The organism is Pseudoalteromonas sp. SG44-17, assembly GCF_014164235.1.
GTDB lineage: Bacteria > Pseudomonadota > Gammaproteobacteria > Enterobacterales > Alteromonadaceae > Pseudoalteromonas > Pseudoalteromonas rhizosphaerae.
Genome location: NZ_JACJEV010000010.1, coordinates 45,415 through 62,279, shown reverse-complemented (window position 1 = coordinate 62,279; position 16,865 = coordinate 45,415). Strand labels below are relative to the sequence as shown.

Genomic DNA, 16,865 nt, shown 5'->3' with positions numbered 1-16,865 from the left:
TCGACGACGCTGATTAAAATCTAGACATTAAGACTGAAAAAGGTCAGCATATAGGTATTAACGAAATAAGGAGATGGTAATGGAAGATAATCAACAGGTTGAACCAGTTATAACGAGTAAAGATGAGCGTATGTGGGCGATGTTATGTCATTTAAGCGCATTAGCCGGATTTATTATACCTATGGGTAGTATCATCGGTCCGCTGATTGTCTGGTTAATAAAAAAAGACGAAATGCCATTAGTGGCTGAACATGGGCGTAAATCGCTTAACTTTCAAATCACTATGTTCATAGCATATATAGTGTGTTTGATTTTGATGTTTGCAGTTATCGGGGTAATTCTATTACCTATAGTCGCTATTTTCTCGTTTATTATGGTGGTGATTGGCGCAATCAAAACTAATGACGGTAAAGAGTTTAACTACCCATTTAGCTTACAATTGATAAAATAAACTACTCTTCATTTTTATCAAACCCAGCAAATGCTGGGTTTTTTATATGCATTAATAAAGGCTTAGATGGCTTATTTAACTCTGTTCTTTACTGCGTTTATTTCGGCAACATTATTGCCAAGCTCATCAGAAGTGGTACTCACAGCAATGGTGACCAAAGGAGAATATTTACTTTGGTTGTTATGGCTCAGTGCCACAGTTGGTAACGTACTAGGTAGTTGCGTTAATTACTGGTTAGGCACGCAAGTCATACGTTTTAAGGATCGGAAATGGTTTCCCGTGTCACAGGCAAGTATCGATAAGGCTGCAGAGCGCTTTGAAAAGTATGGTGTTTATAGCCTGTTGTTGGCATGGCTACCAATTATTGGTGATCCGCTAACAGTTGTAGGAGGCATTTTTAAAGTGCGCTGGTGGACATTTTTATGGCTGGTTACCCTTGGCAAAGGCGCACGTTACTTGCTTGTACTAGCCTTTGCCGTTGGGCTGGATAAGTTGCTTTAAGCTTTACTCCAATCGAGTGTTAGCGATACTGAATCTGCAAAACGCAAAGCGTGAGGTTTATCAACTCGCACTTTTGCATAATTCACGCTGCTATGGCTATGGCAAACACTGAGTATTTCTGCCACTAGTTTTTCAAGCAATAAAAAGTGACCTTGCTCAACAATACTAATCACTTCTTTGGTGATCACTTTATAATTAAGTGCTTGTTCAACTTGATCCGTTTCACAGGCTTGCTCAGCAGGATAGTGAATTTCTAAATTGATCACTACATCCTGCTTTTTCTCACGTTCATCGGGATTAAAGCCAATAAAAGTGCGCAGCCGTAAGTTAGTTACATGGATAATTGCATTGGCCATAGGATTAGCCTTTTACAAGTTGTAAAAACTCATTGCGGGTTTTTGGATCGGCTCTGAAGTTACCTAGCATTACCGACGTACGCATACTTGAGTTTTGTTTTTCAACCCCACGCATCATCATACACATATGTTTTGCTTCCACTATTACACCAACGCCTTTAGCACCGGTGACTTCTTCAACCGCTTTAGCGATTTGATGAGTCAGTTGTTCTTGAATTTGAAAGCGGCGTGCAAACATATCAACAATACGCGCAAATTTCGATAAACCCAGCACTTTGCCGTTAGGAATATAAGCAATATGACAGCGCCCTACAAATGGTAATAAATGATGTTCACACATCGAATAAAGCTCTATATCTTGAATTAAAACCATGTCATCTGCATCAGAAGTAAATACCGCATTATTGGTAATTTCTTCTAATGTTTGACGATAGCCTTTGGTCAAATATTCCATCGCTTTGGCGGCGCGTTTTGGCGTGTCTAATAGGCCTTCACGTTGTGGATCTTCACCTACAGCAGTAATAATTTCGTGGTAACTATTTTTTAATTGATCGTGCATAAATTTCTCGATTAATCCGTTATTTTAAATGTCTGCCACCATCTACGGGTAAAGAACGTCCCGTGATGTAATGGCTGCTAAGCAATAAATCGACGCTGTTTATAATTTCGCGACAACCGGGCTCGATGCCCATTAATGATTTTTTAAGGGTTTTTTCTCGGTACTCATCGCTATCGTGATCATTAAAAATAATTAATGAAGGGGCGATAGCGTTCACTTTAATATTCGGGGCAAACTTAGCTGCAAATGATTTTGTCATATTTTCTAAGGCGGCTTTACTTGCGGCATATGCGATATGCTTTGGACTTCCTTTTTCAACAACATAATCAGTTAAATGAATGATATCAGCAGGGTGTTGCTGCTGTTGCTGAAAATTTAACAGTAACTCGCTAAGCGCTAAGTTAATTAAGTAAGGTGCTTTAGCATGGATCCGCATCATGTTATCAAATAGCGTACTGCTATCTGGATTATTCGCTTCGCAGTCCCAACTCGATGCATTGTGGATCACCGCCTTTAAGCTATTTGTGTGCAGCTTTAATTGACTGACAAACTCATTAATGCCGTTGTCAGTGCTAAAGTCTGCGTAAACACATACAGCACCATGGTCAGATAATTCATCAATAGCGGGATGGCGAGTTCGGTAAGTAACGATAATAGCTTGCCCTTGGGCTATAAAATGTTTTGCCAGTGCTAAACCAATACGTTGGCCGGCACCTGTTATTAAAATGGGCGATGTCATAACTAAATACAAATCCTTAGGTTTTTTAATGCGATGAGCTGGATTACCATGTGTTTACTAACAACTATAAACTAAATTACAGAACTATTTCATCTTTACTGCAAAGATATTGCACTCATATAACAATCTGTTTGTACGCCGTAACGAACAGTTGCGATCATTTGCTCTGCGATGATTGTCAGGCATAATAATAAAACTTCAATTTATGATCCGTAACTATGCAATCATCACCTAAACCCATCCATAAACTGCGTATGATCCCCTGGTTATTTATTGCTGGCGTGTATTGTTCATTTATTGCTGGCGTGTATTGTTCATTAATTGCTTGGCAAGGCGCAAATGCCGCGCTACAAAGTGTTATCGCAGAGTTTAGCATTGCTGTGACTATGGCTTTTGGGTCTTTTGTTGCTGGTGGCACTGCACTTGGTGGTGGCGCAGTAGCATTTCCTGTGATGACTAAGTTACTGGCAATAGATCCTGTAACGGCAAAAGTATTCTCGTTAGCGATTCAAAGTTTTGGTATGAGTGCGGCCGCATTAACCATTATTTTTACCGGTATTCCATATTATCGCCAAGTGGTATTAATCGCAGCTCCTGCTGCATTAGTTGGTGTATTACTAAGCCTTACTTTTATTGCCGATCAATTACCAAGACTGGTGGTTAAAGGAGTATTCAGCGTACTTTTAATATGCTTCGCATTAACTCTTTTATGGCGTATTTACTGCAGGGTGCAACATGTATGTAGTCAAACCGATATACACGTTAGTACATTTAAAGTTGCATTAGTTGCTGTTATTGGAGGTGTTGCATCTGGCTTAGTTGGTTCGGGAGCTGACATTGCTATTTTTGCGTTATTGATTATCGCCTGCAACGCTAATATTCAAAAAGCGACTGCAACCTCGGTGATTATCATGGCAATAACGTCAGTGGTGGCAAGCATTGCTAACGTATGGTTCTTCAATAGCTTAAGCAGCGAAATACAGTCGTATTTATTAGCGGCTATTCCAGTGGTTGTGGTCGGAGCACCGTTAGGGGCTTATGTTTGTGCTAAAGTGAAAAGCGGGCAATTAATCACATTTTTCTTATTGTTAATTGCCCTAGAAGTGTCATTTACGGTTTATGAGCTTATGACAGCCTAAAGATCGTCGTAAATGGTTGGAATAGCTTGGCGTTTATGTTGAGTGCGTAGATAAATTGCGATGAGTTTTTCACTTACCTCATCACTGACTTTTTTGCCTTCTAAAAAGTCATCAATTTGTTCATAGCTTAAACCAAGGGCTTCTTCATCAGTAAGGCCAGGGCGATCACACTCTAGGTCGGCGGTTGGGGCTTTATTAACGAGTAAATCGGGTGCACCTAACTGCTTGGCTAATGCGCGTACTTGGCGTTTTGATAAGCCAAATAATGGCGCTAAGTCGCATGCGCCATCACCAAATTTAGTATAAAAGCCAGTAATGTTCTCGGCGCTATGATCAGTACCAACAACGAGGCCTTGGCACAGTCCGGCAATTTCATATTGCGCGACCATGCGTTGGCGGGCTTTCACATTACCTTTTATAAAATCAATTTGTGCTTGTTCCGGCAGTGCATCACCGCAACCTACTACTGCCGCTAATGCTTGCTCATGCATGCCGTCTGCTGCGGGTTTAATATTCACTGTTAGGCGCTTATTTGGTTGAATAAAATCAACAGCCAATTGCGCTTCAGCTTCATCAGCTTGCACACCATACGGTAAGCGAACCGCAATAAATTGATACTTGTCGGTTTGTTGCTGCGCATTTAATTCGTTAACGGCGAGTTGGCATAAGCGACCACAGGTAGAGGAATCTACACCGCCACTAATCCCCAGCACTAAAGAGCGTGAATGTGCTGCCACTAAACGGTTTTTTATAAAGTTTACGCGGCGTGTGATCTCGTTGTTGACGTCTATATTTGGCTGGACTTTCATTTCTGCCACTATTTCAGCGCGCATGCTGAGCTCTCCTAATAATATTACTGGTTGTCATGGTTATACCAATTAGCTTAAAAGCATGATCTCTATTTAATGCAATTGGAATTATTATCTAATTCAAAGGGTTTAATTTAAAGCCCTAAATGTAGCTTAATTTTTTGTAATTCAGCTTTTAGCTCATCAATTTCAGCAAGTAACTCATTCAACTCGTCAGCTTTGAGTGCTGGCAATTCAGGTGGTTCTACTGCAACAGCACTTTGTGGATCAGCAAATAAATGGCTGTAACGGCTTTCACGTTTGCCGGGTTCTCGCGGGTGTTTAGTCACATGTTCGGCAGTCATCAAGGCATTTAATGCCGACTCAACTTCAGCAACATTATTAAACTCAGCGAGCCGATTACTTCGGGTTCTTAATTCACCAGGGGTTTGTGGGCCACGTAGCAGCATTAAACAAATAATAGCGCGCTGTTGCTCCGTTAACTGTAAATTACCAAATTCAGTATTGCAAAAGCGATGTGCGAACTTAGTTACGCGTCCAGATAACCCTTCATCTAATGTAACTAACCGCTGGGAAACTAGCGAGTCTAGCGCCTCTTGTACTTCAGTTTCGCTGAGCGTGAGCACTGGCTCTCGGTTCGATTTTTGATTGCACGCATTGGTCAATGCATTTAGTGACAGCGGGTAATGCTCTGGTGTGGTGCTTTGTTTTTCAAGTAGGCAGCCGATCACACGTTGTTCAATAGCAGTGAGTTGCATAATAAATCCTTCTTTTTGTTATGCCTTAGCTTACACCTTTATTGTTTACCAAGCCATTGTTGCAGTTTCGGATTAAGCGCATCAAAATCGAGTGGTTTGGTTAGGTAATCAGTCATTCCTGCACTGAGGCATTTATCTCTATCGCCTTGCATAGCATTTGCGGTTAACGCAATAATAGTTACGTTTTTGTAGTATTCACCCGCATCCCCATTACGGATAGCCTTAGTTGCTTGGTAACCATCCATTTCTGGCATCTGGCAGTCCATTAACAATAGCTTGTATGGTTCTGTGGTTTTGTTTTTTAGTTTTTCAATAGCTTCCAGACCATTTTCAGCGATATCAAAACTTATGCCTGCTTGTTTTAGTAATGCACAGGCAACGACTTGATTTACTTTATTGTCTTCTACCAGCAGGATTTTGTCTTGATTTACAAAGTGTGTATTGTTGATTGCAATACTTGCTGGTAGTGCATTGTTATTTTGTTGTTGCTCGATAAATTTTTCATTCGCCAAAGAATCAAACAAGTCCGAAGGCGTCAGTGGTTTAAAAATCATGCAATCGGCTTCGATTGGCAAGTTTGCATGTGCTTCTTGTGAGAAACTCATTGGTGCCATAAGGATCAGTTTTACGTGATGCTCGCTTAGGTAAGTTTTCAATGCATTAATTGCAGCGGCGCCGGCTTGCTGAAAAAAGCTATAATCAAGCAGCACAGCATCAATCAATTCATCGCTCGAATTGAGATAGTAACTCAAGGCTAGGTAGTTTTTGAGGATATGCGCACGTGCCCCCCACACATTCAGTTGTTTTTGCGCAATTGAGCTATTTAACGGACAAGTATCGACAATTAAAATATGTTTGTTTGTAATTAAATGACTCGGTAAGTCTTGTTCTTTACCCAGTAGCGGCTGTACTTTAATGGAAAAAGTAAATGTACTGCCTTGGCCATAAACACTCGTGACATTGATTTCTCCATCCATCAAATTACACAGCTGCTTAACAATCGCCAGGCCCAAGCCTGTGCCGCCATATTGGCGAGTAGTTGAGGTATCGGCTTGAGTGAAAGAATCAAATAACGAAGCTTGTTTGTCGGCTTTAATACCAATACCGGTATCAATAATTGAGCAATCTAAAAAAGTCCCGTTAGTGGTATTTTTTAAGTTTGCGCTCACGATAATTTCACCATTATGAGTAAATTTAACGGCATTACCGAGTAAATTATTAATAATTTGGCGAAGCCTATTTGGGTCACTAACAATCTTATTTACATTAATTTTAGTGGCATCTAAAATCAGTTTAGTATTATGTTGCTCTACTTTAAGGGCAAATGACTCGACCACTTCACCGAGTAATTTCGGTAAATTAAAGGCAATCTCTTCGATATCTAATTTACCAGCTTCAATTTTTGAAAAATCCAGAATATCGTTAATTATATTAAGCAGCGATTGCGCTGATGATTGTGCTAATTCAATATGATGCGCTTGCTGAGGATCTAACTTAGTCTGTTGCACAATATTAAGCATCCCGAGCACACCGTTCATCGGGGTGCGAATTTCGTGGCTCATGCTCGCTAAAAACTCACCTTTAGCGGTTACAGCTTGTTCCGCTGCTTCTTTTGCTGTGACTAATTGTTGCTCGGTTTCTATACGTTGCTCGCTAGAATATAAACTGCCAATTAAAGCGGCAACGGCAATTAAAAAGCTTTCTTCGTTACGCGACCATACCCGCGGATACTGACAATGCTCAGCACAAACAATACCAATCGCCCCGCTTCCTGTAGGGATAGATACACAAAGCATTGATTTTATGTCGAAAGGAGCTAAATAGAGCGCTGTAAGCGGGGCTGTAAATTTATTGCTCAGTGCATTTGAAGCGCGGATCACAGCTTGGTTATCAATGGCTGTAAAAAAATTATTTAACTCAGTTTGCTGCCATGCTGGTAACACGGTGTTATCTGGGCCGTGTTTACCATGATTGGCAAATGATTGCAGTTGATCTCTTGCATCATTGAACAGCCATATACTGGCACGTTCAACATTAAATGCATCGCAAATTGATTGTGTAATAATATCTTTTGCTTGTTTTAAATTACCAGTCAACACAGCGTTATTAACGGTAAGTGAGGCGAGTACCTCATTGTGCAAAGCGGTTTTACTGCTTTCTAATTCAATGCATTTACGGACGTTTATATCTTGTAAAGAGCCAAAAATCTTAATACAGCGGCCATTACGGATTTCGGCCTCACCATGCACTAACACCCATAAAGCATTACCTTTAGAATCGATAACTTCGAGCTCAACTTCGTAACTTTCACCATATTTAATTGCTCGCTCAACGAGCTTTTTTATCGTGTCACGGCTTTCGCCTTCTTTAAAGTAAGAAAAGTTCGTTGGCCAATCAGGTTGTTCGTCTAGTGGATATTTGAAAATGTTTTTGGTCATATCTGACCAATATACTTGTTGTGTTTCAAGGTTAAATGACCAAGCGCCAATTTTTGCAAGACTACTCATTGTCACTAGCATTTTTTCATTTCTTAGCTGGCGATTGAGCATTTTTAAGAATAATAGAAAGGCTAAAATTAATAGCCCGCAAATAGTAAATATTGCTAATCTCAGCGGCCAAATCGCAGAATTTGGAGGTTCCCAACCAACTTTAGGAGTAACAAAAATTTCCCACTCGCCACCTTGAAAGGTTAAAGTAAATTCCAGAGGGTTTCGCTCTAAAATATCCGCTTTACCGCGGAAAAACTCTCCTTTTAGACCCAAGCCATTGCGTCCTTGAATGGCAACATCATAGTCTTCTTCTAGTTCGTAGATACCCGCTTTTTTATATATTTTGTCTATGTCGAGTACTACCGAGAGCAGTCCCCAAAAATGCTTGTCAGGGGGAAGGTACACAGGGACTCGGGCAATTAATGCCTCACCACCTTGCACTAATGTAAGTGGGCCTGCCATAACTATTTCATTGTTATCACGCGCACGAATTGCATCTGCACGTTGTGCTTTGTTCTCTAAAAAGTTTAGCCCTATGGCTTTTTCATTGCCTGCCAATGGGTAAGTCATGCGGATCACCATATTAGGTGCACCACCGATATTGCGTAATTCAGATGAGGTGTCGAATAATGGCGCGGCAATTTGGGCAAAACGTTGTTGATCTAAATTAGGCTCTGCAGCAACTGCAACAGCTAAACCACGCACCAATTGAATATTCGATACTAATGTTGATTCAAGTTGAGTACGGTAGCTACTTACTTCAGATAAAATTAATAGTCGATGAGATTCTTGGGCACGTTTATAACTGATCTGATCAAGCACTAAACTGATTAATAAAATAAAAACGAGCGAGCACCAAAATATCAGTTTAAATTTGTAGACTTGTTTGTGATCATCTGTTTTTAACAATGGCATTAGCGACTTGTGCTTTTAATATTTGGCTGTTCAACTATAGTCAATTTATCACGGAAATAAAAATAGTCCGATCAATTGAGCTATTTGTTTTTTATTTAAATAACCGCACGTTATGTGGGGAAAGTATTAAGAATAACTTCATATAAGCTGGTTGTTGCTACAGTGATTTATTTTATCTAAAAACGAACTAAGCGCATTATTTTTCATAAAACTATGGTTATGATAGAGCTAATTAAGAGTGAAAGGACTGGTTCATGTTTAAAATTATCAAGTGGTTGGTGTTAGCAATCGTAATTTTAGGATTGGCTGCAACAGCAGTTATTTATGGTGTACTGTCAATTAGCTTACCGGCGCTTGATGGTAATGGGCGTAGTAACCACGTCAGCCAAGCGGTAAAAATCTCCCGAGACCAACTGGGTCAAGCAGTTATTTCAGCTGAGAACCGCCTTGATGCTGCGTATGGTTTAGGTTTCGCACATGGTCAAGACCGATTTTTTCAAATGGATTTGTTGCGCCGTAATGCTGCAGGTGAGTTGAGTGAACTGTTTGGTAAAGCAGCATTAGGTTTGGATAAAAAAATGCGCTTCCACCAGTTACGAAAACGCAGCGCTGCGATTGTTGAGCAATTGCCTCAAGCAGATCAAGCATTATTAACAAGTTATGCCGCTGGCGTTAACGAAGGCTTAGCACAGGTAGGTTTTAGCAGTTTTGAATATTTACTAACAGGCGCTGAGCAAAAGCCTTGGCGCAGTGAAGACAGTTTGTTAGTGATTTACAGTATGTACTTAGATTTACAAACGGCGACCTTTGAACGTGACCAAGCGTTAATTCAAATTGCCGATATTTATGGCCCAGAAATGGTCAGTTTTTTAACTCAACCCAGTCAATATCAAGCGGCTTTAGATGGCAGCACACTCGCACCTTATAATTTAACTATTCCTGAATTTCCTAAGCAAACCTTACAAGCTTTACTCAGGATTGATGTAAATCAAGAACGTGGTAGTAATAACTGGGCGGTGACTGGGCAGTTAACTACCACAGGTGCTGGGATGCTGTCGGATGATATGCACTTGTCGATGGCGGTGCCGGTTATTTGGTATCGTGCGCAACTTAACTATGCAATGTCAGGAAAAGTGAGCCAAGTGACAGGGGTTTCCTTGCCTGGCGCACCAGCAATTGTGGTGGGAACTAATAACAATATTGCGTGGGGATTTACTAATGGTTACCTCGATACTGCCGATTGGGTAGCATTAACTGATAACAGTAAAACATGGCAAGAAGTTGAGCAAATAGCACTACCCGATGGGTCAATTGAAGAATATAAGCTGACATTGAGTGAGTATGGTCCAGTGCGAGAAATAAATGGCAAGCCTTATGCGCTTAGCTGGGTTGGCCATCAACCTTATGCAGTCGATATGGATTTATTGAAATTAGAACAAGCAACCACTGTCGATGACGCGCTGCTGATTGCCAGTGAAGTGGGTATTCCAGTACAAAACTTAATGGTGGTAGATAGCCAAGGCAATGCGGGTTGGAAAAATATGGGAGCCATTCCAGGGCGTATTAAGCCCAGTGAACTAGCTGTTCAGGAAAATGACTACTCAACACTTTGGCAGCATAATGAACAGCAAAGGCCGGAAGTTAAAAATCCTGTTGATGGCCGTTTATGGACTGGGAACTCTCGCGTTGTATCGGCTTTGGATGACCAGCGTTTTGGTAATGGTGGTTATGCCTTGGGAGCACGATCTAGTCAAATTCGTGATAGATTGTATGAAAAGCAACATTTTAATGAAGCTAATTTTAACCAGTTGCAGCATGATAATCAGGCGCGCTTTTTACAACCGTGGCATAGCTTATTGCTGCAACAGCTTAATAGAAATAGTTCGGCTAATCAGCAGTACATAAAAGAGTTAGAGAACTGGCAAGGTTGCGCCTGTGCAACGTCAATAGGCTACACGCTGGTTAGGCGTTATCGTGATGAAGTTATCAATAGTGTATTTACGGCTATGCAAGCAAATTTACAGGCTCAGGGCGGTTCATTAAAGTATGTTAAACGTGATTTAGAGCCGGCAATATGGCAGCTTATTGAACAGCAACCAGATAGCTGGTTAAATCCACAATTTGCTGATTGGGATGCACAATTAACTGATTCATTTAGTCAAGTTGTCAGTAATTTAAGTAAAGAGTTTGGCAGTAACTTAAAAGGTTGGCAGTGGGGGACAGTTAATGAATTGGTTATTGAGCATCCATTCGCACAGCAAATACCACAACTAAGTAAATTATTAAATATGCCGACAGCGCCAGGATTTGGCGACAGTTATATGCCAGCAGTGCAGGGGCGTAGTTTTGGTGCGTCACAGCGATTTATTGCTCAACCTGGGCATTTAGAAAACGCCATAATGGCCATTCCCGGTGGCCAGTCAGGTCATCCACTATCGCCATTTTATCGCGCAGGATTTGATGACTACGTAGCTGCAAAACCAACGCCGCTATTACCGCAAACACTAATGCATGAGATCACAATATTACCTGCAAATGAGCTTTAAATGAGTAAAGCCACCTTGTTTTGAGGTAGTGGCCGCTTGATTTCGGCCATTACTTTTACTCTTATAAAGTGCAATTAACCTAAGCTTTAGGTCGAAAACCGCTAAACCAGCGTTAATGTTAGCTGAGCAAAGAGGTGTAAAACTAAAAATTTATACCTACTTATACTTACTTCAACACTGTTGTTGGTGCTATCTTAAAAATAAACCAGCGCTAGGTATGCTGCACTAAGCAAGCGTTCAGAGCTGATCACGTATTATGCGCGTATTGAACTATCAAATTTAATGTCCTACGCCTAAAGGAGTTGTGTATGTCGGCAGAAAAAACCCATCTTGAGATTTGTAATTTAACTAAAGAGCAGTATCCACAAGTAAAAACTTTGATGGATCAGGCTTATCCAGATTTAGGTGGTGCATGGCCAAGCCATACTATATTTAGACTGATTGACCAGTTCCCTGAAGGGCAGTTGGGCATGGTGGATGATGGCGTGCTGGTAGGGATTGCGTTGAGTGTGCAAGTTGATTACACGCGCTTTTCTAATCCGCACACCTATGAAGATATTGTTGACGGCCATGACCGGGTATTTAGTGACCCCGATGGTGATGCGCTGTATGGGTTAGATGTGGTTATTTCGCCTACTCATCGTGGTATGCGTTTAGGGCGCAGGCTTTATGATGCGCGTAAAGAATTATGTCGTCAGTATAATCTGCGGGCTATTTTGGCGGGCGGACGTATTCCGCGTTATTACAATCATAGCAGTGACATGAGTCCAACAGAATATATTGCCAAAGTCGATCATAAAGAGCTGTATGATCCAATTTTAAGTTTTCAATTGTCGAATGATTTCCAGGTTAAACGCTTACTTAAAAAGTATTTACCGGAAGATCAAAATTCGGTGGGTTATGCCACGCTACTTGAGTGGAATAACATTATGTTTGAACCGACCGACACGGTACTTGAATCAACGAAGTCGATAGTGCGAGTAGGCGCAGTGCAATGGCAAATGCGCAGTGTTGAGTCGGTTGAAGAAATGCTCACGCAGGTCGAATATTTTGTAGACACAGTGTCTGATTACAAAAGTGATTTTATTCTTTTTCCGGAGTTTTTTAATGCGCCACTAATGGGGCTTACAGAGCAAAGAAATCAGACCGAGGCTATTCGTTATTTAGCCGAATACACGGAGACTTTTCGTGATGCGATGTCGCGTATGGCGATTGAGTATAATGCGAATATTATCACCGGCTCAATGCCGCTTGCTGAAGGCGATAAAATCTATAATGTCAGTTATTTATGCCATCGCAGTGGTAAAATTGACGAACAACGTAAAATTCATATCACGCCTCATGAACAAAATGACTGGGTGATTCAAGGTGGTGACAAAATTGCGGTATTTGATACTGATGCTGGACGCGTGGGTATTCAAATTTGTTACGATGTTGAATTTCCTGAATTGTCACGTATTTTAGCAAAACAAGGTCTCGATATTCTGTTTGTGCCATTTTGGACCGACACCAAAAATAGTTATTTACGAGTACGCCACTGCGCGCAGGCGCGGGCCATTGAAAACGAATGCTACGTGGTTATTGCCGGATCGGTAGGTAACTTACCAGAAGTTGAAAGTCTTGATGTGCAGTATTCACAATCAGCGGTATTAACACCGTCTGATTTTTCGTTCCCTCATGATGCTACGCTTAATGAAGCAACCCCCAATACTGAAATGCTGTTATTTAGTGATTTAGATATGGATAAATTAAAAGTTCTGCACAGTGAAGGCACGGTGCGTAACTTAAAAGATCGTCGTGAAGATCTGTACGATGTAATATTGAAAAAGAGAGAAAATTAATGGCGTGGATTTATTTAATTATTGCAGGCTTGCTGGAAATTGGCTGGCCTGTAGGATTAAAAATGTCGCAAGAGGGTGAACATCGCTGGTTAGGTATTGGCATTGCAGTGGCGTTTATGGTCGCCAGTGGTTTTATGTTATGGCTGGCACAGCGTGATATTTCGATGGGGACTTCCTACGCAGTGTGGACAGGCATTGGCGCGGCAGGAACATTTTTAGTAGGGATACTATTTTATAATGATGCAGCAACATTCGGCCGTATTGCCGGTGTATTAATGATTATTAGCGGCGTTATCACATTGAAAATCAGCCATTAATTCAGTGAATTAAAAAATCGAAAGGCGGCCACGTTGCAGTGAGCCGCCTTTGTTGTTTATATCGAAGGTAACATGACTAATACTGCGGCTATAGCAATTAACACCAGCCCTGCGGTATCTTGACGTTTTAAAGGCTGCTTGAGCCATAAAACTGAGATCAAGATTGTAAAAAATACTTCTACTTGCCCTAAGGTTTTGACATAGGCAACATGCTGTAAACTCATCGCACTAAACCAACCAATCGAGCCTATGCAGCTAAAAAAACTCACCGCACTGGTGGTTTTTTTATGGTTCCACATAGCGCGAAATGTTGAGCGTTCCCTTACTGTAATATAACCACATAGCATGATAGTTTGCAGGCTGATAATAAGCAGTAAAACCCATGCTGCGGAATAAGGAAACGACAGACCTGAGTTTAGGCTTGCTTCGCGTATCCATGATGAGGAAAGTGCAAATGCTGTCCCACAGGCCAAGCCTAGTAAGGCTGTTTTTAAGCTAAAGTGCTTAATGTTAGCAATTCCACTTAATAGTAATACTGCAATTGAGCCAATAAACACGCCAAGCCAGCCTAATAAAGATAGCGTTGCGCCAAAAAATAATACTCCTAGTATAGCCGCAACGAGAGCTTCACTTTTTGCAAGACCAGCACCAACAGCAAAGTTATTCATTTTAAATAACGTCACCATTAATCCTGTTGCAATAATTTGCACTATGCTCGCGCCGACAATGTAGCTAATAAAAGCTAGGTTGAAGGTGGGTAAGGGAGCATCTTGATAGAGATATAATGAAATGAGATATGCCAAAGCAAGTGGGCTTGCAAGTATAAAGCGCGCTAAGGTGACGCCTGCAACACTCACATGCGCACTTAGTTTACTTTGTAAAGCGTTGCGCCACGACTGCATAAAAGCGGCTAAAATAGTTAAAAAGATCCAAGTCATAATGAAAAAACAGCAATTCACAGAGGCGGATAAGTTACCAGTGCCAGGGCTCTAAAGCGAACTAAGATTCCATAAAATGAAAATATCTTTGCTGCGACAATATGCCACAGCTGCAAATCCAACTTTTTGGGCTATAGTTATCGCGATGTTATTGTTAGTCGCAATGCCTTGTATTTATTCATATAAGTCATTGCGGCTTTTTTATTACTCAAGTCAATTACGCGATCAGTTTAGCTGTGCTAAGTTAATGAAAACTATGATTAGGAGTAACGATGACGATATTACTTATTTGCGCACTACTTGCTGTACTGATGCCTTACTTTGCCAAGGCCCCCGTGGCATTTGCAATGAACAAGCTCGATGGCTACGATAATAAGCACCCAAGAGAGCAACAGTCTAAGCTCACCGGATTTGGCGCAAGGGCGCTGGCGGCACATCAAAATTGTTTTGAATCATTGGCCGTGTTTGCTGTAGCGTTAGCCACCGTGCTGGGCACCAATAATGTTCACCAAGTTACTGAGCTATTAGCCATTACTCATATTATTGCCCGCGTTCTATATTGTGCTTTTTACTATCTAAATTTAGACGTACTGCGTTCTTTATCATGGCTGGTTGGTTTAGCTGCTGCAGTCGCTATGATTGTTGTGTGCTTGTAATACCAATCGTGTTAAGTTACTGACCATTTATAGCGACAGATAAATACAGTGATAACAAGGCGTAAATTTTGACATGTAGTTGTTCTACTTGAAAAAATTATAACGCAGTTAGTGCTTTATTTAGCTCGCTAGAATGGTTAAATATTTAAGTCGATTGGTATAAGCTTTGTTTTTTAAAACGCTAAAGCAAGCGGCTTCAATAAGGCGCTTGCTTTAGGGTCTTGGTTGTTAAAATTTACTTAGCCGCAACAGTCACCTTTTCAATCAGTTCTTCTGATTTGTAATTACTGTCAATTGCAAAGTCTAACTGTACCAATACATCTTTAAAGCCTGAATTTGAAGGCTTATATTGCCATTGCATTAGCGCTTTTTTTGCCTCTTTATCGAATACTCTTTCAGGTTTGGCATTCACAACCGACACATTTTGTGTCTTTCCGGCTGGGCTAATATCGTATTTTAATACTACTGAACCGCTGATACCTTGTTCAGCTGCCTGTATCGGGTAAATAGGCTCAATACGCATGATGGGTGAAATAGCTTGCACCTTACTTATTGCTTCAGGTTGTTTTGCGATAGCAAAGCTGCTGATCATACCCGCTGCAAAAATAAGTAAAGCGCCTTTGGCAATCATTGAGCTATTGCCGGTGTGTTTGATTTGATTGAGTCGTTGTAACATCGTGTTTTTATCTCCATAGTGTGAGTAAGCTATTAACCCTGCACGGCTATTTGCTGCACAGTTGATCAGAGCTTTACTGTATAAAATGCGTTGTTGAGTAGTTTTATTGGTCAGTACTTTTTCGTCGCACGACAGCTCTTGCAAGCGTCTAAAGTTCATGTAGCCAAGCCAAGCCAGTGGATTAAACCAAATCAGCAATGTGGCCATTAATGCCAGCGTATTAAATAAATTATCGGCGCGTTTTATATGTACTTTTTCATGTTCAATGATCAGCGTTAACGCAGTGCTATCAATGTGTTGTGTATAGGCGGTTGGTAGGACTAGCTGATTACTGAATAGCCCTATAACCATTGGTGTACTAACGGCGCTACTTTGTAATAGTTGCATGTCGGGATGTGCGTCAATCAGCACTTTATCATCAAGATTGGTTAATCGTAATTGGTTGATAAACCGCAGGTGTACCACGATGGCAGTTAACGCCAGTATGCTAAATATAGCGCTATAAACTAGTACCCAACTAATACTAATCGTTGTTGAAAAACCTTGCTTGGGGCTGATCAGCATAGTGCTAATGACGTTGTTTGGCAGCGGCTTAAAATGCTCTGGCATATTTGCTAGCAGTAATGTGATTGGTAACATTAGCCATAACTTATAGACAAAGTTAGCATTGAGCCATTTTAGTGAATAGCGTTCTAAAACGAGCAAACTGAGTATCAGTAAGCTGATTAATAGTTGCTGCTCAAGAAGCCAGTTAAAGGTGTTTTCTAACATATTAAGCCCTTACTTTTGCTGTTTTTCCCAGTCATCAATCACCTTTTTAAGTTCGTTGATGTCTTGTTGAGAAAGTTGCTCAGATTTAGCAAAACCGCTGACTAACGGCGCGATACGGCCACTAAAAAAACGCTCAATAAAATTTTGACTTTCTTTTAGCGTGTATTCAGCGCGTTCCATGCAAGGAGTGTAAATATACTGGCGGCCATCTTTTTCAAAGCTGAGTGCGCCTTTTTTTACTAACCGACCGAGTAAGGTTTTAATGGTTTTTTCGTGCCATTGTTTATCATCGCTTAAACGCTCGATAATTTGGCTTGCTGTAGCAGGGTAGTTCAGCCAAAGTGCATCGAGCACTTCAAATTCTGCTTTTGATAATTCAATCATATATATATTGCCTACAGGTG

At 40.9% G+C, this 16,865-nt stretch carries 16 protein-coding genes; 7 read left to right on the top strand and 9 right to left on the bottom strand.

The genetic code is table 11. The annotated features are described in order from the left end of the window. The first annotated feature begins 79 nt into the window (after positions 1–79). Positions 80–451 (top strand): DUF4870 domain-containing protein, encoded by a 372-nt coding sequence (locus tag H5182_RS09515; RefSeq protein WP_145239994.1) that lies wholly within the window; start codon positions 80–82, stop codon positions 449–451. Between the two features lie 66 nt (positions 452–517). Further along, positions 518–952, top strand: a complete 435-nt coding sequence (locus tag H5182_RS09510) for a YqaA family protein (protein ID WP_145239992.1) — start codon at positions 518–520, stop codon at positions 950–952. Here H5182_RS09510 and folX read toward each other — a convergent pair. From folX to folM, 3 genes are read right to left on the bottom strand one after another with little or no spacing between them, the layout of a single operon-like run. After that, positions 949–1,308, bottom strand: coding sequence for a dihydroneopterin triphosphate 2'-epimerase (gene folX / locus H5182_RS09505; RefSeq protein WP_145239990.1), 360 nt, complete (start codon positions 1,306–1,308; stop codon positions 949–951). The genes H5182_RS09510 and folX overlap by 4 nt on opposite strands. A gap of 4 nt (positions 1,309–1,312) precedes the next feature. Further along, a complete protein-coding gene (gene folE / locus H5182_RS09500; protein ID WP_145239988.1) occupies positions 1,313–1,867 on the bottom strand; it encodes a GTP cyclohydrolase I FolE in 555 nt (184 codons plus the stop codon). 19 nt (positions 1,868–1,886) lie between these two features. Continuing rightward, positions 1,887–2,606 carry a dihydromonapterin reductase gene (gene folM, locus H5182_RS09495; RefSeq protein ID WP_182735035.1) on the bottom strand — a complete coding sequence of 240 codons (720 nt, stop codon included), beginning with the start codon at positions 2,604–2,606 and terminating at the stop codon, positions 1,887–1,889. A gap of 218 nt (positions 2,607–2,824) precedes the next feature. Between folM and H5182_RS09490 the strand changes: the two genes are divergently transcribed. Beyond that, on the top strand, positions 2,825–3,745 hold the full coding sequence (locus tag H5182_RS09490; protein WP_259398269.1) for a sulfite exporter TauE/SafE family protein: 921 nt from the start codon (positions 2,825–2,827) through the stop codon (positions 3,743–3,745). Here the strand turns inward: H5182_RS09490 and nadE are convergent. From nadE to H5182_RS09475, 3 genes are all read right to left on the bottom strand, one after another. Then, on the bottom strand, positions 3,742–4,578 hold the full coding sequence (gene nadE / locus H5182_RS09485; RefSeq protein ID WP_182759933.1) for an ammonia-dependent NAD(+) synthetase: 837 nt from the start codon (positions 4,576–4,578) through the stop codon (positions 3,742–3,744). The genes H5182_RS09490 and nadE overlap by 4 nt on opposite strands. Before the next feature lie 110 nt (positions 4,579–4,688). Then, positions 4,689–5,312 (bottom strand): YceH family protein, encoded by a 624-nt coding sequence (locus tag H5182_RS09480; protein ID WP_145239982.1) that lies wholly within the window; start codon positions 5,310–5,312, stop codon positions 4,689–4,691. Between the two features lie 38 nt (positions 5,313–5,350). Next, entirely contained in the window at positions 5,351–8,716 is a 3,366-nt protein-coding gene (locus H5182_RS09475) for a response regulator (RefSeq protein ID WP_182759932.1), read from the bottom strand. 254 nt (positions 8,717–8,970) lie between these two features. Here H5182_RS09475 and H5182_RS09470 point away from each other — a divergent pair, with 254 nt between their 5' ends. The 3 genes from H5182_RS09470 to H5182_RS09460 all read left to right on the top strand — a co-directional run bounded on the left by H5182_RS09470 (position 8,971) and on the right by H5182_RS09460 (position 13,420). Beyond that, a complete protein-coding gene (locus H5182_RS09470; RefSeq protein ID WP_182759931.1) occupies positions 8,971–11,262 on the top strand; it encodes a penicillin acylase family protein in 2,292 nt (763 codons plus the stop codon). 308 nt (positions 11,263–11,570) lie between these two features. After that, positions 11,571–13,103 (top strand): bifunctional GNAT family N-acetyltransferase/carbon-nitrogen hydrolase family protein, encoded by a 1,533-nt coding sequence (locus H5182_RS09465; RefSeq protein WP_145239976.1) that lies wholly within the window; start codon positions 11,571–11,573, stop codon positions 13,101–13,103. Further along, the gene (locus tag H5182_RS09460; RefSeq protein ID WP_149982191.1) at positions 13,103–13,420 is read left to right on the top strand and encodes a multidrug efflux SMR transporter; all 318 of its coding nucleotides are present in this window, start codon (positions 13,103–13,105) and stop codon (positions 13,418–13,420) included. The genes H5182_RS09465 and H5182_RS09460 overlap by 1 nt, the downstream gene beginning before the upstream one ends. Positions 13,421–13,476: 56 nt before the next feature. On the opposite strand, the gene H5182_RS09455 is transcribed toward H5182_RS09460, so the two are convergent. Next, complete coding sequence (locus tag H5182_RS09455) at positions 13,477–14,358, bottom strand: DMT family transporter (RefSeq protein WP_145239974.1); 882 nt, start codon at positions 14,356–14,358, stop codon at positions 13,477–13,479. A gap of 272 nt (positions 14,359–14,630) precedes the next feature. Between H5182_RS09455 and H5182_RS09450 the strand changes: the two genes are divergently transcribed. Then, complete coding sequence (locus H5182_RS09450; protein ID WP_182730742.1) at positions 14,631–15,014, top strand: MAPEG family protein; 384 nt, start codon at positions 14,631–14,633, stop codon at positions 15,012–15,014. A 235-nt stretch (positions 15,015–15,249) separates the two neighbouring features. Here the strand turns inward: H5182_RS09450 and H5182_RS09445 are convergent, their stop codons facing one another. Then, positions 15,250–16,461, bottom strand: a complete 1,212-nt coding sequence (locus H5182_RS09445; RefSeq protein WP_182759930.1) for a TonB family protein — start codon at positions 16,459–16,461, stop codon at positions 15,250–15,252. 9 nt (positions 16,462–16,470) lie between these two features. Beyond that, entirely contained in the window at positions 16,471–16,845 is a 375-nt protein-coding gene (locus H5182_RS09440) for a BlaI/MecI/CopY family transcriptional regulator (protein ID WP_145239968.1), read from the bottom strand. Between the last annotated feature and the right edge of the window lie 20 nt (positions 16,846–16,865).